The 20,726-nt window shown below is 58.7% G+C and carries 20 protein-coding genes; 12 read left to right on the forward strand and 8 right to left on the reverse strand.

Translation table 11 applies throughout. The features are described from left to right. Positions 1-37: 37 nt before the first annotated feature. The 8 genes from gltA (at position 38) to ACODR9_RS14250 (ending at position 10,250) form a co-directional block, all read left to right on the forward strand. Positions 38-1,327, forward strand: coding sequence for a citrate synthase (gltA, locus tag ACODR9_RS14215; protein ID WP_488810055.1), 1,290 nt, complete (start codon positions 38-40; stop codon positions 1,325-1,327). Positions 1,328-1,545: 218 nt separating this feature from the next. Beyond that, complete coding sequence (locus tag ACODR9_RS14220) at positions 1,546-4,374, forward strand: 2-oxoglutarate dehydrogenase E1 component (protein WP_488810056.1); 2,829 nt, start codon at positions 1,546-1,548, stop codon at positions 4,372-4,374. 67 nt (positions 4,375-4,441) lie between these two features. Beyond that, a complete protein-coding gene (gene odhB, locus ACODR9_RS14225; protein WP_488810057.1) occupies positions 4,442-5,692 on the forward strand; it encodes a 2-oxoglutarate dehydrogenase complex dihydrolipoyllysine-residue succinyltransferase in 1,251 nt (416 codons plus the stop codon). Positions 5,693-5,763: 71 nt separating this feature from the next. Then, entirely contained in the window at positions 5,764-5,949 is a 186-nt protein-coding gene (locus tag ACODR9_RS14230; RefSeq protein WP_488810058.1) for a hypothetical protein, read from the forward strand. Between the two features lie 13 nt (positions 5,950-5,962). Further along, positions 5,963-7,396 (forward strand): dihydrolipoyl dehydrogenase, encoded by a 1,434-nt coding sequence (gene lpdA / locus ACODR9_RS14235; protein WP_488810059.1) that lies wholly within the window; start codon positions 5,963-5,965, stop codon positions 7,394-7,396. 167 nt (positions 7,397-7,563) lie between these two features. Next, complete coding sequence (gene sucC / locus ACODR9_RS14240) at positions 7,564-8,733, forward strand: ADP-forming succinate--CoA ligase subunit beta (RefSeq protein WP_488810060.1); 1,170 nt, start codon at positions 7,564-7,566, stop codon at positions 8,731-8,733. 27 nt (positions 8,734-8,760) lie between these two features. Next, positions 8,761-9,645 (forward strand): succinate--CoA ligase subunit alpha, encoded by an 885-nt coding sequence (gene sucD, locus ACODR9_RS14245; protein ID WP_103524282.1) that lies wholly within the window; start codon positions 8,761-8,763, stop codon positions 9,643-9,645. Between the two features lie 170 nt (positions 9,646-9,815). Further along, positions 9,816-10,250, forward strand: a complete 435-nt coding sequence (locus ACODR9_RS14250) for a hypothetical protein (RefSeq protein ID WP_488810061.1) — start codon at positions 9,816-9,818, stop codon at positions 10,248-10,250. On the opposite strand, the gene ACODR9_RS14255 is transcribed toward ACODR9_RS14250, so the two are convergent. Both ACODR9_RS14255 and ACODR9_RS14260 read right to left on the reverse strand, forming a co-directional pair. Then, positions 10,244-10,708: an LEA/WHy family protein gene (locus ACODR9_RS14255; protein WP_488810063.1), complete on the reverse strand. Its 465-nt coding sequence runs from the start codon at positions 10,706-10,708 to the stop codon at positions 10,244-10,246. The two genes, ACODR9_RS14250 and ACODR9_RS14255, sit on opposite strands and share 7 nt — an antisense overlap. Next, positions 10,705-11,595, reverse strand: a complete 891-nt coding sequence (locus ACODR9_RS14260) for a LysR family transcriptional regulator (RefSeq protein ID WP_488810064.1) — start codon at positions 11,593-11,595, stop codon at positions 10,705-10,707. The genes ACODR9_RS14255 and ACODR9_RS14260 overlap by 4 nt, the downstream gene beginning before the upstream one ends. Before the next feature lie 105 nt (positions 11,596-11,700). On the opposite strand from ACODR9_RS14260, the gene ACODR9_RS14265 reads away from it, so the two are divergent. Beyond that, a complete protein-coding gene (locus ACODR9_RS14265) occupies positions 11,701-12,120 on the forward strand; it encodes a CidA/LrgA family protein (RefSeq protein WP_488810065.1) in 420 nt (139 codons plus the stop codon). A 1-nt stretch (position 12,121) separates the two neighbouring features. Further along, a complete protein-coding gene (locus tag ACODR9_RS14270) occupies positions 12,122-12,805 on the forward strand; it encodes an LrgB family protein (RefSeq protein ID WP_488810067.1) in 684 nt (227 codons plus the stop codon). A 144-nt stretch (positions 12,806-12,949) separates the two neighbouring features. On the opposite strand, the gene ACODR9_RS14275 is transcribed toward ACODR9_RS14270, so the two are convergent. Beyond that, positions 12,950-13,579 carry a putative metalloprotease CJM1_0395 family protein gene (locus ACODR9_RS14275; protein WP_488810068.1) on the reverse strand — a complete coding sequence of 210 codons (630 nt, stop codon included), beginning with the start codon at positions 13,577-13,579 and terminating at the stop codon, positions 12,950-12,952. Positions 13,580-13,821: 242 nt separating this feature from the next. On the opposite strand from ACODR9_RS14275, the gene ACODR9_RS14280 reads away from it, so the two are divergent. Next, the gene (locus ACODR9_RS14280) at positions 13,822-14,307 is read left to right on the forward strand and encodes an acyl-CoA thioesterase (protein ID WP_488810069.1); all 486 of its coding nucleotides are present in this window, start codon (positions 13,822-13,824) and stop codon (positions 14,305-14,307) included. 43 nt (positions 14,308-14,350) lie between these two features. Beyond that, on the forward strand, positions 14,351-15,028 hold the full coding sequence (locus ACODR9_RS14285) for a TIGR01621 family pseudouridine synthase (RefSeq protein ID WP_488810070.1): 678 nt from the start codon (positions 14,351-14,353) through the stop codon (positions 15,026-15,028). Here ACODR9_RS14285 and ACODR9_RS14290 read toward each other — a convergent pair. From ACODR9_RS14290 to ACODR9_RS14310, 5 genes are all read right to left on the reverse strand, one after another. After that, positions 15,025-15,831 (reverse strand): ChbG/HpnK family deacetylase, encoded by an 807-nt coding sequence (locus ACODR9_RS14290; RefSeq protein ID WP_488810071.1) that lies wholly within the window; start codon positions 15,829-15,831, stop codon positions 15,025-15,027. The two genes, ACODR9_RS14285 and ACODR9_RS14290, sit on opposite strands and share 4 nt — an antisense overlap. Then, positions 15,828-16,217, reverse strand: a complete 390-nt coding sequence (locus ACODR9_RS14295; protein WP_488810072.1) for a GtrA family protein — start codon at positions 16,215-16,217, stop codon at positions 15,828-15,830. Before ACODR9_RS14295 ends, ACODR9_RS14290 begins: the two co-directional genes overlap by 4 nt. Continuing rightward, complete coding sequence (locus ACODR9_RS14300) at positions 16,214-17,224, reverse strand: glycosyltransferase family 2 protein (RefSeq protein WP_488810073.1); 1,011 nt, start codon at positions 17,222-17,224, stop codon at positions 16,214-16,216. The genes ACODR9_RS14295 and ACODR9_RS14300 overlap by 4 nt, the downstream gene beginning before the upstream one ends. Positions 17,225-17,240: 16 nt before the next feature. Then, positions 17,241-18,713, reverse strand: a complete 1,473-nt coding sequence (locus ACODR9_RS14305; RefSeq protein WP_488810074.1) for an ArnT family glycosyltransferase — start codon at positions 18,711-18,713, stop codon at positions 17,241-17,243. A 153-nt stretch (positions 18,714-18,866) separates the two neighbouring features. Further along, positions 18,867-20,243, reverse strand: coding sequence for a peptide MFS transporter (locus ACODR9_RS14310; protein ID WP_488810075.1), 1,377 nt, complete (start codon positions 20,241-20,243; stop codon positions 18,867-18,869). Positions 20,244-20,726: the final 483 nt, after the last annotated feature.

Raw genomic sequence — 20,726 nt, forward strand, 5'->3', positions numbered from 1 at the left:
CGATTACAACACCACAAAACTGACTGGGAGTATTGCTGTGGAAACTAACCGCAAAGTGACGCTCGCTTACAATGAGGGCAAGGACTCACTGGAAATGCCGGTACTGGCTGGCACTCTGGGTCCGGATGTCGTCGATATCCGTGCCTTCTCCAAGACCGGCATGTTCACCTTTGACCCGGGCTTCCTGGCTACCGCCAGCTGCGAGTCCGCCATCACCTTCATCGACGGTGATCTGGGTCAGCTCTACTACCGCGGCTATCCGATCGAGCAGCTGGCTGAAAAGAGCGATTATCTGGAAGTGTGCTACCTGCTGCTGAACGGCGACATGCCGACCGCAGCCCAGCGCAAAGAATTCGAACGTGGCGTAATGCGTCACAACATGCTGCACGACCAGCTGATGAGCCTGTTCAAGGGCTTCCGTCGTGACGCACACCCGATGGCCGTGATGGTGGGTGTGGTAGGCGCGCTGTCCGCCTTCTACCACGACTCGCTGGACATCACTAATCCGGAACACCGTCGCATCTCGGCCCACCGTCTGGTGGCCAAGCTGCCGACCATCGCTGCACAAGCCTACCGCTACAACAAGGGCCTGCCGTTCTCCTACCCGAAAAACGGCCTGACCTATGCGGAAAACTTCCTGCACATGATGTTCTCCACTCCGTGCGAAGAGTACAAGGTGAACCCGGTTCTGGCGCGCGCGCTGGACCGTATCTTCACCCTGCACGCTGATCACGAGCAGAACGCGTCCACCTCCACCGTGCGTCTGGCTGGCTCCTCCGGTGCCAACCCGTTTGCATGTATCGCCGCTGGTATCGCCTGCCTGTGGGGCCCGTCCCACGGTGGCGCCAACGAAGCCGTGCTGAAAATGCTGGACGAAATCGGCAGCGTGGACAACGTGGCCGACTTCATGCAAGGCGTGAAGGACAAGCGTTACAAACTGATGGGCTTTGGCCACCGCGTGTACAAGAACATGGACCCGCGCGCCGCCATCATGAAGAAGACTTGCGACGAAGTGCTGAACGAACTGGGTCTGCACAACGATCCCAAGTTCAAGCTGGCCATGGCGCTGGAAAAGATCGCCCTGGAAGACCCGTACTTCATCGAGCGCAAGCTGTACCCGAACGTGGACTTCTACTCGGGTATCGTACTGTCCGCCATCGGCATCCCGGTATCGATGTTCACCCCGATCTTTGCCCTGGCCCGTACCGTGGGCTGGATTGCGCACTGGAGCGAGATGATTTCTGATCCGGCGATGAAGATTGGCCGTCCGCGTCAGCTGTACACCGGTGCACCGCGCCGCGACATCGTGGATATCGACAAGCGCTAATCTGCAGTGACAGGTTGGCCGGACACGTTTCGGCCAACTTTTTGCTTTGTCTTACAGAATACAGTCAGCAGTATCACGACAGACGCCGATAGAGCGCTGCGGAAAAGATTGGAGACGGATTTGCCCACAAGCCCTTCTTGCGTCTTTTCCACAACGCTTTCTCCACGCAGCAATGTAGCCAAACGTAGACACGTACGTAGATAACAAAGGGTCGAATAATGATGCAATCCATGTACAGTCATTCCTACCTGTTCGGTGGGAATGCACCGTTCATCGAGGAACTGTACGAACAGTACCTCGCTGATGCGAATTCGGTTCCGGCCGAATGGCGTGAATACTTCGACAAGCTGGCCCAGGCACCGGGCGCAGCCGAGCGCGATGTACCACACATGCCCATCCAGGAATCCTTCATTCAACTGGCCAAGAAACCGGCCAGCGGCCCGCGCAACAGCACTGGCGGTGAATGGGAAACCATGCAGAAGCAGGTGGGCGTGCTGAAGCTGATTTCCGCCTACCGCGTACTGGGTTCCCGTCAGGCCAACCTCGACCCGCTCAAACGCATGGATCAGGAAACCCTGCGCGAACTGGACCCGGTCAAGCATGGCCTGACCGATGCCGACATGGCGGTGCAGTTCAATGTGGGTTCGCTGGTAGCTCCGCAGAAGCTGCCGCTGTCCGACATCCTGTCACGCCTGAAGCAGACCTACTGCGGCAACATCGGCCTGGAGTTCATGCACATTACCAAGTCGGACGAGAAGCATTGGGTACAGAAGCGCTTTGAAGGCGACCTGTCCACCCCGCGCTACGATGCCGCCAAGAAAATGCGCATCCTCAAGCAGATCACAGCGGCCGAGACCCTGGAACGCTATCTGCATACCAAATACGTTGGCCAGAAACGCTTCTCGCTGGAAGGTGGCGAATCCACCATCGCTGCACTGGATCATCTGATTCACAACGCCACTTCGGTGGGCGTGCAAGAACTGATCATCGGCATGGCCCACCGCGGCCGTCTGAACGTACTGGTTAACACCCTGGGCAAGCAGCCGCGTGATCTGTTTGCCGAATTCGAAGGTAAGGCCGCCCAGCAGATGGCCTCCGGCGACGTGAAATACCACATGGGTTTCTCCTCCGACATCCCCACGGCCAATGGCCCGATGCACGTGTCGCTGGCGTTCAACCCGTCCCACCTGGAGATCGTTAACCCGGTGGTGGAAGGTTCGGTACGCGCCCGTCAGGATCGTCGCAAGGACAACGAGCGCAAGTGCGCCGTGCCGGTGCTGATCCACGGTGACTCCGCTTTTGGCGGCCTGGGTGTCAACCAGGGGACGTTCAACCTGTCGCAAACCCGTGGCTATGGTACCGGCGGCACCATCCACATCGTGATCAACAACCAGGTAGGTTTCACCACCTCGGACACGCGCGACATGCGTTCCACCCTGTACTGTACCGACGTGGCCAAGATGGTTGAAGCGCCCATCCTGCACGTCAACGGTGATGATCCGGAAGCCGTCTGCTACGTGATGCAGGCTGCGCTGGACTACCGCATGCAGTTCAACAAGGACGTGGTCATCGACCTGGTCTGCTACCGCAAACTGGGCCACAACGAAGGCGATGATCCCTTCCTGACCCAGCCGATGATGTACAAGAAAATTGCCAAGCATCAGGGCGTGCGCGCCATGTATGCCGAGCGTCTGGTACAGGAAGGCGTGCTGAAGGCGGAAGAAGCCGAAGGCATGATCCAGGCTTATCGCGACGCGCTGGACAAGGGCGAGCACGTGGAACAGACCGCGCTCACCAACTACAAGCGCGAACACGCCCTGGACTGGAGCCAGTATCTGGGTACCCACTGGGCTCACCCCACCGACACCTCGCTGCCGCGCGCCGATATTCAGCGCCTGACCGAGAAGTTCACCACGCTGCCGGAAGGCTTCAAGCTGCACCCGACCGTGCAGAAAGTGCTGGCCGCGCGCAAGGCGATGGCCGCTGGCGAACAGAATGCCGACTGGGGCATGGCCGAGACCCTGGCCTACGCCAGCCTGGTGACCAATGGTTTTGGTGTGCGCCTGTCCGGTGAAGACTCTGGCCGTGGCACCTTCTCCCATCGCCACGCGGTACTGCACGATCAAAACCGCGAACGCTGGGACCAGGGCTCCTACGTACCGCTGCGCAATATGTCGGATAACCAGGCCGAATTCCTGGTGATCGACTCCATCCTGAACGAAGAAGCTGTGCTGGCTTACGAATACGGCTACGCCTGTTCCGCTCCGGATCAGCTGGTGATCTGGGAAGCTCAGTTCGGCGACTTTGCCAACGGCGCCCAGGTAGCGATTGACCAGTTCATTTCCTCCGGCGAAACCAAGTGGGGCCGTCTGTGTGGCCTGACCACCATCCTGCCGCACGGCTACGATGGCCAGGGCCCGGAACACTCCTCCGCCCGTCTGGAACGTTGGCTGCAACTGTGCGCCGAGCACAATATGCAGATCGTGATGCCGTCCGAAGCCAGCCAGATGTTCCACATGCTGCGCCGTCAGGTGCTGCGTCCGTACCGCAAGCCGCTGGTGATCTTCCTGTCCAAGCGTCTGCTGCGCTTCAAGGACTCCATGAGCCCGATCGAAGACTTCACCAATGGCAGTTTCCGCCCGGTGATTGGCGATGCCGTGGTGCAGGACCCGAAGAAAGTGAAGCGCGTCGTGCTGTGTGCCGGTCAGGTGTATTACGACCTGGCCGCCGGCCGCAAGGAAAGAGGCGTGGAAGACGACGTTGCCATCGTGCGTATCGAGCAGTTGTATCCCTTCCCGACCGAGCAGGTAGCCGCTGAACTGGCACGCTTCCCGCAAGCCAAGGAAGTGATGTGGGTGCAGGAAGAGCCGCGTAACCAGGGTGCCTGGTACCAGATCCGCCATCGCCTGGAAGGTCTGCTGACCGGCAAGCAGTTCTTGTCGTTCGCTGGCCGTCCGTCTTCTGCTTCCCCGGCCGTAGGTTACATGAGCAAGCACGTTGCCCAGCTCAAGTCCTTCGTCGAAGAAGCCATGACGATTGCCAAGTAAGTACACGCCATCACAACGATTACACTGACGGGGGCGGCAGGATGGCCGCCCCGCTCTGGAGAAGAACATGATTATTGAAGTCAAAGTCCCCCAACTGCCCGAGTCCGTTTCCGAAGCCACGCTGATGACCTGGCACAAGAAAGCTGGCGACTTCGTCAATCGCGACGAAAACGTCATCGACCTGGAAACCGACAAGGTGGTGCTGGAACTGCCGGCACCGCAAGCTGGCGTGATTATTGAAATCATTGAACAAGACGGCGCTACCGTGGTTTCCGGTCAGCTGATCGCCCGCATCGACACCGCTGCCAAGGCTGGCGATGCCCCGGCTGCTGTTGCCGCTGCACCGGCTGCTGCCACACCGGCTCCGGTACAGGCTGCTGTTGCCGCTGCACCGGGTGGCGCTGCCATGCCGTCCGCTGCCAAGCTGGCTGCCGAAACCGGCGTGAATCTGGCCAATGTGGCTGGTTCCGGCCGTGATGGTCGTGTCCTGAAAGAAGACGTACAGGCTGCTGCCGCTGCACCGTCGCAAGCTGGTCCGGTACTGGCACACGCTGGCAACGCTGGCGTTGCCCTGGCCGCAACCCCGGCTGCAGTGAATGTGGCTGCCGTACTGGGTGATCGCCCGGAACAGAGCGTGCCGATGTCCCGTCTGCGTCAGCGCGTGGCCGAGCGTCTGGTGATGAGCCAGCAGACCAACGCCATCCTCACCACCTTCAACGAAATCAATATGAAGCCGTTGATGGACCTGCGCGCCCGCTACAAGGACCGCTTCGAGAAAGAACACGGTGTGAAGCTGGGCTTCATGGGCTTCTTCGTCAAGGCTGTGGTTGCCGCACTGAAGAAATACCCCATCGTCAATGCCTCGGTTGATGGCAACAACATCATCTATCACGGTTACTTCGACATCGGCGTGGCCGTTGGCAGCCCGCGTGGTCTGGTGGTGCCGGTCATCCGCAATGCCGACCAACTGAGCCTGGCCGAGATCGAAAAGCAGATCGCCGACTTCGGCAAGCGCGCCCAGGAAGGCAAGCTGACCGTGGAAGAGCTGACTGGCGGTACCTACACCATTTCCAATGGCGGTACTTTCGGCTCCATGATGTCCACCCCCATCATCAACCCGCCGCAATCCGCCATTCTGGGCATGCATGCCACCAAGGAGCGCGCCGTGGTTGAGAATGGTCAAGTTGTTGTGCGCCCGATGATGTACCTTGCCCAGTCGTACGACCACCGCATCATCGATGGTCGCGAAGCCGTACTGAGCCTGGTGGCCATCAAGGACGCCATTGAAGATCCGGCCCGCCTGATCCTGGACCTGTAATACCGGGTCTGTAATGTCTGTTGGCCGCAAGCTGTCTTGCGGCCACTTTGAATAATGTGAACGGAGAAATGATGATTTTGCCTGATTGGCTGTATGCGGTAGCTTCCATCCTGGCCGGTGTGGCCATTGCGGTACTGACCTGGAAGAAGCAGCAACGCGGTATTCGCGAAGACCGTTACACCCTGGTGGGCAAACTCATCATTGCCGTGTTCATGATTGCTTTCGGGATATTGCTGTTCAAGGTCGGCAAGTTCTGATCAAGGAAAATCAATGAGCCAACAGTTTGATGTCGTCGTTATCGGCGGCGGCCCCGGCGGTTATGTGGCTGCCATTCGTGCTGCCCAACTGGGTTTCAACACCGCTTGCGTGGATGCCTTCAAAAACCCGGAAGGCAAGCCTTCGCTGGGTGGCACCTGCCTGAACGTGGGTTGCATCCCGTCCAAGGCACTGCTGCAGTCCTCGGAAAACTTCCACGCGGTACAGCACGATTTTGCCAAGCATGGCATCAGCGTGTCCGGTGCCAAGATGGACGTGGCTGCCATGCTGGAACGCAAGACCGGCATCATCAGCAAGAACGCCGCCGGTATCAGCTTCCTGTTCAAGAAGAACAAGGTTGCCAATATTCACGGTCTGGCTGCGCTGAAAGGCCGTCAAGGCGACAAGTGGCTGATCGAAGTTAGCGACAACGGTGCCGTGGTAGACACGCTGGAAGCCAGCAACGTCATCATCGCCACCGGTTCCAGCCCGCGTCAGCTGCCGGGCCTGGCCACCGACAACCATATGGTGCTGGATAACGAAGGCGCCCTGGCGCTGACCGCTGTACCGAAGCGCCTGGGCGTGATCGGTGCTGGTGTGATCGGTCTGGAAATGGGTAGCGTGTGGAAGCGCCTGGGCGCAGAAGTGACCATTCTGGAAGCCGCGCCGACCTTCCTGGCTGCTGCCGACCAGCAGATCGCCAAGGAAGCCTTCAAGACCCTGACCAAGGACACTGGTCTGGATATCAAGCTGGGCGTGAAGATTGGTGAAATCAAGGCCACCAAAAAGCATGTTACCGTTCACTACGAGCTGAACGGCGAAGCCGTGGCCGCCGAGTTTGACAAGCTGATCGTTTCCATCGGTCGCGTACCGAACACTGCCGGCCTGGGTGCCGAGGCCGTTGGCCTGCAGTTGGACGAGCGTGGTTTTGTTGCCGTGGACGACCATTGCCACACCAATCTGCCGGGTATCTGGGCGATTGGCGACGTGGTACGTGGCCCGATGCTGGCACACAAGGCTTCCGAAGAAGGTGTTGCGGTGGCAGAACGCATTGCCGGCCAGAAGCCGCATGTCGACTTCGGCGTGATTCCGTGGGTGATCTACACCTCGCCGGAAATCGCCTGGGTGGGCAAAACCGAAGAACAGCTCAAGGCTGAAGGCATTGAATACAAGAAGGGTACTTCTGGTTTCGCTGCCAACGGTCGCGCGCTGGGCCTGGGTCAGGCGCAAGGTACGGTGAAAATCCTGGCAGATGCCAAGACCGACCGCATCCTCGGCCTGCACATGATCGGCCCGATGGTGTCCGAGCTGGTGACCGAAGGCGTGGTATCGATGGAGTTCAAGGCCGCCAGTGAAGATCTGGCACGCATTGTGCACGCGCATCCGAGTTTGTCGGAAGTGGTACACGAAGCGGCGCTGGCTGCCGACAAGCGCGCATTGCACGGCTAATTGTCGTGGGGCCGTGTACAATTCACACGGCCCGAAAGAGGGTATGGGGCAGGACCTGCCGCGAGAACAGGTTCGCCCCGATACATTAGGGTTGAGGAAGCGACCAAGGAATAGAGACGTTGGCCAGACAGGGCCCCGCCATCATTTCCACCGAAAGGAAACCATAGATGAACCTGCACGAATACCAAGCGAAAGAGCTGCTGGCCAAATACGGCTTGCCGGTACAACAGGGCATTCTGGCCACCACGCCGGAAGAAGCCGCTGCCGCTTATGACAAACTGGGCGGCAAGTTTGCCGTCGTCAAGGCCCAGGTGCATGCCGGTGGCCGTGGCAAGGCCGGTGGTGTCAAAGTGGTGAAAAGCCGCGAAGAAGCCGCTGAAGTTGCCAAGAGCCTGATCGGTATCAATCTGGTGACCTACCAGACCGATGCAGCCGGCCAGCCGGTCAACAGCGTATTGGTATGCGAAGACATGTACCCGGTACAGCGCGAACTGTACCTGGGCGCCGTAGTGGACCGTGGCAGCCAGCGCGTTGTGTTCATGGTATCCACCGAAGGCGGCGTGGAAATCGAAAAAGTAGCCGAAGAAACCCCGGAAAAAATCATCAAGGTCGAAATCAACCCGCTGGTGGGCATGCAGCCGTTCCAGGCGCGTGATGCCGCTTTTGCCCTGGGTCTGTCCGGTTCGCAGATTGCTGCTTTTAGCAAGCTGATGCTGGGTGCTTACCAGGCTTTCGTGGAAAACGATTTCGCCCTGTTCGAAGTAAACCCGCTGGCGCTGCGTGAAAACGGCGAACTGGCCTGCGTTGATGGCAAGATCAACCTGGACTCCAACGCCCTGTACCGTCACCCGGCCCTGCTGGCCCAGCGTGACAAGTCGCAGGAAAACGAACGCGAAGTGAAAGCTTCCGAGTTCGACCTGAACTACGTCGCCCTGGAAGGCAATATCGGCTGCATGGTAAACGGCGCTGGCCTGGCCATGGCCACCATGGACATCATCAAGCTGAAGGGTGGCCAGCCGGCCAACTTCCTGGACGTGGGTGGTGGTGCCACCAAGGACCGCGTGATCGAAGCCTTCAAGCTGATTCTGGCCGATGATTCGGTCAAGGGCGTGCTGATCAACATCTTCGGCGGCATCGTTCGCTGCGACATGATTGCCGAGGCCATCATTGCTGCCGTGAAGGAAGTAAACGTGACCGTGCCGGTGGTTGTGCGCCTGGAAGGCAACAACGCCGAATTGGGCGCCAAGATTCTGGATGATTCCGGCCTGAAGCTGGTGTCCGCCCAGGGCCTGAACGACGCAGCCGAGAAGATCGTTGCTGCCGTTGCTGCGCTTTAATCACCTGCACCGCATAAGGATTTCAAAATGAGCGTATTGGTAAACAAAGACACCAAAGTGCTGGTGCAAGGTTTCACCGGCAAGAATGGTACCTTCCACGCCGAACAGGCGCTGAAGGTTGGCACCAAGGTAGTCGGTGGCGTTACTCCGGGCAAGGGCGGTTCCGAGCATCTGGGCCTGCCGGTGTTCAACACCATGAAGGACGCCGTGCGTCAAACCCAGGCTGATGCCTCGGTGATCTACGTACCGGCAGCTTTTGCCAAGGATTCCATCCTGGAAGCCATCGACAGCGGCGTGAAGCTGATTGTCTGCATCACCGAAGGCGTGCCCACCCTGGACATGCTGTACGTGAAAAAGGCTGTGGACGAAGCCGGCATCCGCCTGATCGGCCCGAACTGCCCGGGTATCATCACCCCGGGTGAGTGCAAGATCGGCATCATGCCGTGGCACATCCACAATCCGGGCCGCATCGGTATCGTGTCCCGTTCCGGCACCCTGACCTACGAAGCCGTGGCACAAACCACCGCGCTGGGTCTGGGTCAGTCCACTTGCATCGGTATCGGCGGCGACCCGATCCCGGGTACCAGCCACATCGACGCCCTGAAGCTGTTCCAGGACGATCCGGATACCGACGCCATCGTAATGATCGGTGAAATCGGTGGTACCGCCGAAGAAGAAGCGGCCGAATTTGCCAAGGCTTACGTGACCAAGCCGGTAGTGGGCTACATCGCCGGTGTGACTGCTCCCAAGGGCAAGCGCATGGGCCACGCCGGTGCCATCATCTCTGGCGGCAAGGGTACTGCCGAAGAGAAGTTCAAGGCTTTCGAGCGTGCAGGCATTGCCTACACCCGCAGCCCGGCCGAAATCGGCAAGACCATGTTCGAACTGCTGAAAAGCAAGGGCATGATCTGAGCGCAAGTCTGACTTGCTGCAATCAAAACGCCACCTTCGGGTGGCGTTTTTTTATGTGCCAGCCAGTGATGGACGTATGGCTGCCAGGCTGATGTCGTTTATGGTAGAACTGCAAGACCGCCTGTCAGTCCGAAGAGGCTGACGACAGCTGAATGAGGAGAGGAAAGACCATGCGTAACTGTCTTTGTCTGCTGGTGTTGTTGACCAGCGCCTGCAGCAGTTTCCCCACCCGCGAAGGGTATGCACAGAAGGTGTATTACTGGCAGGGCAAGGACGCCAATGCCCTGTTGGCACAATGGGGTGCACCCAGCAAGAACATGACCATGCCCAATGGCAATACGCTGTATACCTACAGCAAGTCCTATACCCAGCAGCAACCTTATTTTGACAACCGCCGCTTCGAGCCGGGCAGCCGCTTTACCGTGACGGAAAACGGCCAGAGCAGGGTGATCGAAACTCCGGGACGCTGGGTGTATGACGGCAGCACCGGTGGTGGCGTCATGCACTACAGCTGCACCACCAATTTTGTGGTAAACAGCAAAACCCAACTGATCGAGTCTGTCAGCTTCGATGGCAACGACTGCGTGGCCGTTCCCCGTCAGTAAATTGCTTTCGGCAGCTTCCATTCACCACTGCTGTTGAACGGCAGATTGGCCAGACCTTGCACACCGACCAGCTGGCCTTCCAGTTGATAAGCCAGCTGGCTCTCACCCTGCAATACCTTGCCCAGCTGCTTGAGCCAGCTGACCAGCGTGGTATGCAGTTGTAGCTGGATTTCCGTCTCGCCCAGGGCCGGAACATCGATGGCCTGATTGCTTGCACCGCTAGCCAGTTGTTTACCGGCTACCTTGAGGGTGAAGTTGAGTCCCTCCGCCTTGATGGGCAGCCGGTTCGGGTTCTGTATGCGCAGGGTCAGCATGAAATTCTGCTCCAGCAGCGTGGACGCTGTCGGGCGGATATCCACCAGGCTGACCTGCGGTTTTTGCAGGCCCAGCGTGCTGCAAGCAGTCAGCCACAGGCAAAGCAATAGGGTGCACACTCCTGCCAGTCCATGGTGTTTCATTGCAGTCCTCCCAGTACATCCTGTGTGACGGCGATCCAGGCACGGGCCGCATGCGACAGGTAGCCACCTTGTTGCCAGATCAGCGCCAGATGCCAGATCAGCCAGGGGTTGGAGACCGGAATCACGTCGTATTGCTTACGATCCAGCCGTTCCACCACCGAGCGTGGCAGCAAGGTAATCCCCAGGCGCGCATTGACCAGCTCGACAATGAAATCCCAGTGTGCACTGCGACCGACAATATTCAGCGGCTTGCCCATTTCACGGAAAGCATGGCTGATGCGGCTGGAGAGTGTGAAGTCTTCCGGGTAGAGCACAAAATTCTGATCGGCGATTTCCGGCAGCGTGACGGTGGAACGCCCATGCCAGGGTGAGCCTGCTGGCGCAATCAGGCATAGCGGGTCACGCACCACGGCAAATTGCTGGAAGAAGGTATTGTCCACCGGCAGTACGGCAACGCCGATTTCCAGCTCGCCGCTACGGACGCTATTTTCAATCGCCAGCGCACCGTCTTCTACCATTTTCAATTCAATACCGGGATAGCGCTCGCGAAACGCCCCTACCACCGGGGCGAAGAAAGCCACCCCCACCATGGGCGGCAAGCCGACTACCAGTTCCCCGCGTGTCAGGCCGGCCAGATCGTTCAGCTCGTTCTTCAGCTGATTCATGGCCGACAGCACATCCATGCCACGCTCGAACGCCACCTTACCGGCATCGCTCAGGCGAAAGCTACGACCTTCCCGAATAATCAGCGGTGTACCCAGCTCTTCTTCCAGCTGTTTCACCATTTTGCTGATGGTGGGCTGGGTGACAAACAGGGCATCGGCCGCCTTGGTAAAGCTGTGACGTTTCACCACCTCCACAAAGTAGCGCAAGGCACGTATGTCCATGATCAATTCCATTTAAGAATGAGTCAGATAATTTTAATTCATTTTTTGAATGAAAGGGGCGGGACTATACTCGGTACTCGTTGCTGCTGATGGAGCGAGCGCACCATGAAACACCTGTTCAACCCTGCGGTAAAGCAAAACCTTGCCACCGTATTGCAAGTGTTGATGCTATGTCTGGTGTGGCTGCTAGCCAGTCGCCTGAGCCACGCTTATGTGCCGGAAATTCCGGCCGGTGTGCTGGGAATGTTTCTGGTACTTGCTGCGCTGGCCCTGGGCTGGTTGCCGCTGGCCTGGTGCAAAAGCGGGGCGCGCTGGCTGCTGGCGGAGATGCTGCTGTTCTTCATCCCGGCCACCGTTGCCGTGGTGCAGTACCCGCAACTGATGGGTAGCATCGGTCTGCGCATCGTACTGGTGATTCTACTGTCTACCGTGCTGGTGATGACAGTGACTTCGCTGGTGGTGGATGCCGGCTATAAATTTGAAATCCTGCTGAAGCGTCGCAAGCGACAGCATGGAGTGCTTTGAGATGGAAAACTGGCTGGCTTTTGGCTGTCTGGTATTGACGCTGGCCTTGTACGGGCTGGCAAAGAAGCTGTATCGCCGCACCGGTAGCTGGTGGACCGCACCGTTATTGGCGGTGCCCTTGCTGGTGATTGGCGCGGTGGTGGTGGGGCATATTCCTTACCACACTTATTTTCAGGATACGCATTGGTTGAGCTGGTTGCTTGGCCCGGCAACGGTGGCGTTTGCCATCCCGATTTACGAGCAGCGCCAGATGATCCGCAAGCATGCCTTGTCGCTGAGTTGTGGTGTGCTGGTGGCGATGCCGGTGGCGGTAATGAGTTCGGTATGGCTGGCGCGGGCTTTTGGTTTGTCCGAGCTGTTGCAGAAAAGCCTGGCACCACGGTCGATCAGTACACCGTTTGCCATGGCCACTGCCTCCAGCATTGGCGCGCCGCCGGATTTGACTGCGGTGTTTGTGGTGATTACCGGTGTAGCCGGCATGTTGCTGGGTGAGCTGATGCTGATGCTGTTGCCCTTGCGTTCCCGGTTGGCCAAGGGGGCTTTGCTGGGTGCTGCGGCACATGGCGCCGGCACCGCCAAAGCCAACGAGCTGGGTGCGGAAGAAGGCGTGGTCGCCAGCCTCACCATGATGCTGGGTGGCATTGCCACGGTGTTTGCTGCCCCACTGATTGCCTGGTTCGTCTGAGACGGGCCGAGTTGAAGATTTCTCTGTAGTAAGCCCATGCCATCGGGAGTGGTGTGTGGTGTCTCTCCTCTTGTTGTACTCCCAAAACGAGCGTTGTTCGGGCTGACCCTATCCGGTCAGCCCATTTTTTTTGTCTGGCGGGTGTCAGGCATAGGTATCGATGCTGCTCCCTTTGCTGCTGTCTTGTTTGCCGGTGATGGCGGCGAAGATCGCTTTGGCCGTGGCTATGGCCGGGTTGTTTTGGGCGGCCTGCAACTGCTGCTGTTGCTGCTTGTCGATCTGGCTTTGCGCTTCTTGGGCCATCTGTTCCGCCTCCGCTGCTACGGAACGGTCCTGCCCGGAAGGGTCTACCGGTGCCAATGCCGCTGCAGCCACCTGTTTGGCATTGGCCAGGGTTTCCTGTGGGCTTTGCCCGCTGGCCAGCCGAATGCTGACCTCACCACCGATGGCGTACTGCTTGCCGTCCGGCCCTTCCTGATAGCTGTAGTTGGCGCCACCGCTGACCAGTGCACCGCCGGCTGCCATATGGGCTTGTTCATGCTGGCGTACATCGGCATCACGGGCGCGTAGCTCGTCCAGTTGTTTCTGCTGATCGGGAGTGAGCTGACTGCCTTGGTAAATGGCAGAAGGAGAGGGGGGTGTCACGCCAGCAACGGGGGTGGCTACGGCGGCCATGCGTGCGGCGCTGCAGAGCGGACAGGGGCAACTTGGCCCGTGTTGCAGCCCGCTGCTGATGCTGTATGCACTGCTGGTGCTGATGGAGGCGATACTCATGATGTCACACCATCCTGAACTGTTTCAGTCTAGTGCAAGGTGTTGGGCAATTCATTGAATTTAAGCAGGTTTTCAGAATTTTTCATGATTTGCCTAACTGGCGGCGCGGTGGCTGTCGTGTTGCTGTGCCGCCTGCTGCCAGATTATTGCCGGGTACAACTGCTGATTCCGGCAAGACAGCGGGCGGGCGCTGCGGCAGAATGGCGTCCATCGCCATGATGAACAGTCAAGAAAGCTAGACAATGCAACAGCAGGTAATTCAGGAAAACCAGCGCGAACTGGTGATGTCAGTGTTGATGATGCCGGACATGGCCAACTTTTCCGGTAATGTTCATGGCGGCGTCTTGCTGAAGCTGCTGGATCAAGTGGCCTATGCCTGTGCCAGCCGCTATGCCGGGTGTTATGTGGTAACCCTGTCGGTGGATCAGGTGCTGTTCAAGCAGCCCATCCATGTGGGCGAGCTGGTAACCTTCATGGCCAGCGTCAACCATGTAGGGCGCACCTCGATGGAAATCGGCATCAAGGTGGTGGCCGAAGACATTCAGCAGCGCTCAGTGCGCCATACCAACAGCTGCTATTTCACCATGGTGGCGTTTGAAAACGGCAAGGCCGTGGCTGTGCCGCCGCTGAGCCTGGAGACGGATGAGCAGAAGAAGCGTTTCCGCGATGCAGAGATTCGCAAGAAACTGCGCATGGAAACCCAGCAAAAAACCAGCGATCCCTGCTGAGCGGGTAGAATCGCCGCCTTGCCATGTTTTCCGGTGCCCTGCCATGTTTACCCTGCTGCACAGCGACCCGCGCTTTTATCTGATCAACAAGCACCCCGGTGTGAGTTTCCACCGCGAGGGGGAGGAAGACGGCTTGCTGGATGCGGTGCGCGCGGGTTTGCAGGATGAGGCCCTCTGGCCGGTGCACCGCCTGGATCGCATCACCTCGGGCTTGATCCTGCTGGCCCGTTCCAGTCAGGTGGCCAGCCAGTTTGGCAGCGCCTTTGCCGAACATGCGGTGGAGAAATACTATCTGGCGCTGTCGGATCGCAAACCACAGAAAAAGCAGGGGCTGATCAAGGGGGATATGGAGAAGGGGCGGGGTGGGGCTTGGCGTTTGCTGCCTACGCAGCAGCATCCCGCCATTACCCAGTTCTTCAGCTTTTCGGTACAGCCGGGGCTGCGCATGTTCCTGCTGCGGCCACGCAGCGGCAAGACTCATCAGCTGCGGGTGGCGATGAAGTCGCAATCCGCCCCGATTCTGGGCGATGCCTTGTATGGTGGCAGCGCCGCTGACCGGGGCTATCTGCATGCCTATGCCTTACGCTTCACGCTGGATGATGAGGCTTTTTGCTTTCTCTGCCCGCCGGACCAGGGCACGCATTTCCTCAGCCCGGCACTGCAGGACTGTCTGCAGCGCGAAGCCAGCGCGCCATGGGACTTGGCCTGGCCAAAAATCTAATGCCGGAACCTTCCCAGTTCTACCCCGGCCTGCTCGCAGGCATCGGCAAATTCCTGACTACCCAGATGGCAGTATTCCACCGCGCGCGCGGCGGCAATCGGGTCGCTGGCATCATCCGCCGGCAGGCCCGGATGACACATCATCAGCCCGCCATCGGGGCAGCTATTCAGCCATTGCTGCATCAGTCCGGCAAAACCAGCCTCCGGCTGTAATGCATACAGCCCGGCAAACCACTGATTGCAGTGCAGGCCGTTTTGCTCGGCGGCAGCGGCAAAGCCACGGCATGCCTGTGTCAGGACCACCGCCTTTAACTGGCTGTCGCCGGGATGGCCCAGTCGGTCTGGCGCGCGCAGATAAGGCTTGCTGCGCTCAGTCCAGCGCAGGGCGATGGCATCGAACAGCGCGTCACGGATAACCGGCAGCGCATGCACATGTTGATGGCCGTCGATAAAGTCAGGTAGGCGGCCCAGCTGCTGGCTGAACTGGTCGATCTGGCGCAGCAAGCTGTCGCGCAAGGCAGCACGTGGCAACAGGTGCAGCTGACTGCGCAGCAACCAGTAAGGCAGCGGCTTGCACGGCGTATTCTGCTCGCCGAAATCGTGGGTCAGATTGAAATGCAGGCCGATATCCGCCTGCGGCTGCATCTCGCGCAGCGGTGCTGCCAGTGCGGGCCAGTGCGGCGACTGTGTCATCACGCTGGTGGCCGACAGGCGGCCACGCTGCAGTAGGTTCAAGATGCCCTGGCTGATGGCGGGCGATTGGGCATAGTCATCGGCGCACAGGGTCAGGCGGCGTGGCGTCATGCAGCCTGCTCCTTGTCGGCAAAAGCCCACAGCTTGCTGAAAACAAAAGTGAATACGGCCACACTGGCCAGCACGATCAGCAGCGCCAGGCGGTAATCCAGCGTAGTGAAATGCAGCAGGACAAAGTACATGGCTTCATTCAGCGCAAAGCTCAGGCAGGACACCATGAAAAAGCGTGGCAATGCCTGACGGTGCGGCACATGCGCAGCATCGAAGGTTTTGTGCCGGTGGCCCCAGTAACTGACCTGGAATGCCAGCAGGAACGCCAGGATATTGGCCAGCAAGGGCGGCAGGCCGAAGGGAACCAGAATCACGGCCACCAGCAAAAAATGCACCAGCATGGCACTGACGCCGATGATGCCGAACCATAACAGCTCTCGGTTCATTGCTGGTCCTGCTCGCTGCGGCTGATGCGGCTGATCAGATAAATCGGACGTTGTTTCACTTCGCTGAAGATCCGGCCAATGTATTCACCCAGAATGCCGATGGACAGCAGCTGCACCCCTCCCAGAAAGGAAATGGCAACTGCCAGTGTTGGCCAGCCGGGCTGATCGTTGCCGAACAGCAAGGTATGCAGTAGCTCCCACGACGCATACAGAATGGAAGCCAGCGAGATGGCACTGCCAATCAGCGTCCACATGCGCAGCGGTACATTGGAAAATGCGGTCAGGCCGGTTAGTCCCAGATTGAGCAGACTAAAGAAGTTGAAGCTGCTTTTGCCGGCACGGCGTTCTTCGGTGTGGGTTTCCACTGGCAGTTGGGTAAAGCCCACCCAGTTGTACAGGCCCTTCATGAAGCGGTTGCGTTCTGGCATCTGGCGCAGCGCATCCAGCACGCAGCGGTCCATCACGCGAAAATCCTGGGTGTTTTCCGGAATCTTGTGGCGTGCACCACTATTGAGCAGGGTATAGAACACGCGGGTGAACAGGCGCTTGCCCAGGGTTTCGCTATCACGGCTGGAACGCACGCTGTACACCATGTCGTAGCCAGCACGCCAGTGGCGCAGGAATTCCGGCACCATGGCAGGCGGATGCTGAAAGTCGCTGTCGATCAGCACGGCAACATCGCCGTGGGCGTGGTCGATACCGGCAGTCAGTGCCAGCTCTTTGCCGAAGTTGCGCGACAGCTGGATGAGCGTGACCGGCAGTAGGCCGATCTGGCTCATGACCTGTGCGACGGTGTCGTCGCGGCTGCCATCGTCCACCACGATCAGCTCGTGGCGAAAACCCGCCTCGCTCAGTAAGCCATGCAGGGTCTGCAGCATGGGGACGATGTTTTCGCTCTCGTTGTAAGCCGGCAGAACGCAGCTGACCAGCGGGTCAGCCGGGCGCTCGGCGGCGCGTTGCTGCAGCAGGAAGGGTGGCACGAAGGCGCTGGTTGGCGTAGTGGTCATCGGCGTCTCCTGATGTTTATGGTGTCACGTTGCCGGCTGGTTCGCGCAGCAGTAGCATCTGGTCCTTCATCACTTCGAACCGGGCAATCGGCAGGAAGCGCTGCTTGATGTCGGCGGGCAGGCTGGGCAGGTCGCGTTGCTCGGTAACAATGAAATGACTGTTGCCACTGGCCAGTAATTGCTGCAGTTCCTGCGGCTTTTGCGTAGTTTTGACCTTGCCTTCACTGTAGAACTCGGCAGAGAACTCGCGGCGGCTGTCCCAGAAGATCAGCGTGCTGCCCGGAGCCGGGTGTTGCTGCTGCCAGGCGGCAATAACCGGCTGCTGGGTACGGAAATAGCGCTGTCCCTGTGTCCACTGCAGGCCAACGGCCAGCAACAACAGCAGGCCGGAGGTCATGGCCAGCCAGGGCAGGCTGCTGCCTTGCTGCGGCTGGCGGCAGCTGTGCCACAGCGTGGCAAACAGCAGGGCGCAACCCGGCAGCATGGGCAGCGGATAAGGGAAGATGATGTTGCCGGAAATGGTAAAGAACAGCAGCGTCATCAGGCTCCACAGCAAAACATACAAGCGCCAGCCATCGGTGTCGGCACTGCGCTTTGCCATCTGCTTGCCATGACGCCCCAGCCAGACCAGCATGGCCAGCGACCAGGGGAAGATGGCTCCCAGCCAGTACAGCCAGATCATGCCGCGCGGGGTGGCATGGGCGTAGCCGTATTTGTCACCCTTCCAGCCTGGGTCCAGAAAGCGGCTGACATGCTCGCCCATGATGAAGTAATTGAGGAAGCCCGGCGTGCGGTATTCCGCCAGCAGATACCAGGGCAGGGCAATGGCCAGCATCAGCAGGCTGCCACTGATCCATGGCAGGCGCTGCCACAGGGCTTTCCAGTCATTGCGCAGCAGCACCCAGAAGAAAATCGGCATGCCTACCAGTACGATGGCCAGCGGTCCCTTGGCCAGCAGGCCAAGGCCCAGGCCAACAAAGAATAGATAGCCCCAGCGCTTGCCGCGTCCCTGCATGGCATGCCAAAACGCCAGTTGAGACAAGGCAACGCAGAACATTAGCGACGGGTCGGTCATCACGGTGCCAGCGGCGGCGAAAAACAGCAGGCTGCCAGCCAGCAGTAGCGTAGTGGCCAGTGCGGCTTCCCGGCCCAGGCGCTGGCGGGCGGCATCGGCCACCAGCCACAAAACCACCATGGAAAGCAATAAGGCGGGCAGGCGTGCTGCCAGCGGATTGACGCCGAACAGGCCCATGCTGGCGGCGGAAGTCCAGGTGGACAGCGGCGGCTTGGCCCAGAACGGGATGCCGTAGTCGTGCCACAAGGTCACCCAGTTGCCGGTTTCCAGCATCTTGCGGGCAATTTCCGCATAGCGTGCTTCAGTCGTGTCGGTCAGCGGAATGGCCCACATCGCCAGCAGGCGAATCAGCAGCAGGGCAGCCAGAACATAAATGGCAAGGCGTTGCCATTGTGAGTTGGAGGACGGTTTCATGAAGTCCAGTCAGCACGCCATCAGCGGCCGGGCAAAGTCGAAAAAAACCTGCACAGCTTACCATGCCAGCTTTGTTTTAGTCTTAAGCACCACTGTTTACACATGCAAAACGCCGCCCGTGGGCGGCGTGTCGGCATGGTAGGGCATGCAGCACTATTGCAGGCCGTGCATCATTTTTTTTAGTTTGCTGGACAGCAGGAACAGAATCAGTGAACCAAGGCCTGCCATGGCAACAAAAACCATGAAAAAGTCATGCAGATTGCTGATGGTATAACCCAGCAGCTGCGGGGCTGCCTTGGCCGGGTCCGGATACAGCTCGGACAGCGTGCCGGCCAACTTGTTGGCGGCGGCATTGGACAGGAACCATATCCCCATCATCAGGCTGGTAAAACGTGCCGGCGACAGCTTGACCACCAGCGACAGGCCGATGGGCGACAAGCACAACTCACCGAAGGTATGCAGCATGTACAGGCTGACCAGCCAGATCATGCTGACCTTGACGCCAGGCTCCAGGCCATCCACCCCGAAAGCGATCACCAGATAGCCGATGGCCAGGAACAGCAGGCCAAATGCCATCTTGGCCGGAGAGGTCGGCTCACGACCCTGCTTGCCAAGTGTCGTCCACAACATGGCAAACAAGGGGGCAAAAATGACTACCGAGATCGGATTAATGGATTGGAAATAGGATGCCGGCACGGTAAAGCCCAGCAGGTTGCGGTTGGTTTGTTCTTCCGCAAAGAAGGTCAGTGATGCCCCGGCCTGTTCAAAAGCCGACCAGAAGAAGATCACAAAGGCCGAAACAATCAGAATCACCGCCAGCCGCTCTTTTTCCATACGGGTCAGCGGTGCATGCACCACCTTCTCGCCACTGGCGTGATGGCGTTGTGGCGCCATACCGATGGGCTTGCCTTCCGGGGTGACCAGGTATTTGTTCTTGAACAGGCTGAAAACCAGCAGGCTGAACAGCATGCCGCAGCCAGCCGCCAGGAAGCCCCACTTGAAGTCATCGGGATTGCCAGTGTCGCCCAATGTGCCGCAAATCAGCGGTGCAATCAGGGAGCCGGCATTGATGCCCATGTAGAAAATGGTAAAGGCCGAATCCACCCGTTTGTCATCCTTGGCATACAACTGGCCAACCATGGAGGAAATATTGGGTTTGAACAGGCCATTGCCGGCAATCAGCAGGCCCAGGCCAGCATAAAGCAAGGTGGATGCCATGGGGACATTGCTGGTATGCAGGCTGCCGGAGAAGAACAACAGAAACTGGCCAGCTGCCATCAGGACACCACCGGCCAGGATGGAGTGGCGATTACCCCAGTAGCGGTCGGCAATGTAGCCGCCAATCAGCGGCGTGAAATATACCAGGCCGGTGTAGCTGCCGTAGATGTCTGCCGCGTGGGCTTTGTCGAACAGCAGGGCCTTGATCATGAACAGGACAAAGATGGCGCGCATGCCGTAGTAGCTGAAGCGCTCCCACATCTCCGTGACAAAGAGCAGATACAGCCCTTTGGGATGGGATCGGGTGGTCATAACGATTTCCTTGTGCAGCAGGGGAAGCCATTTTTCAGATGGCCTGTTGTAGTGTTTTATTGCCAGTATTTTCCAGCAGGCGGCGATAGTAGCGGCTAAAGGCGTTGTTGTGGAACTTTTTTTGCCTGTTATTACCATTCACTCGAAGTATAAGTATTTTTTAATATTCCATGTTTGATATTGGGCAAGTATTTCAATGGAAAGGGAATTTTTTTGCTGTTGCCATGTACTGAGGCGCTGCCTTACCCCTGAAGAGGAGAGGAAGGTGCGAAGCAGGACGGGATTGCAATTATTGGCATCCTCAAGCTTTCAGGCCATTTGCAGGCTAACTGCTGCACTGCCCATCGTGTGCTGGCAGTTGGGATGGTGGCGATGGCGACTGCGGCGGGTGGCTTGCCATGTCTGCGTGGCATCATGGATACAGTGCCGAGGCTGTCGGAAGGGATGATTGACAATCTGCTTGCGATGAGAAAAGGCAACAGG

It is taken from the genome of Aquitalea sp. FG25 (assembly GCF_057809375.1).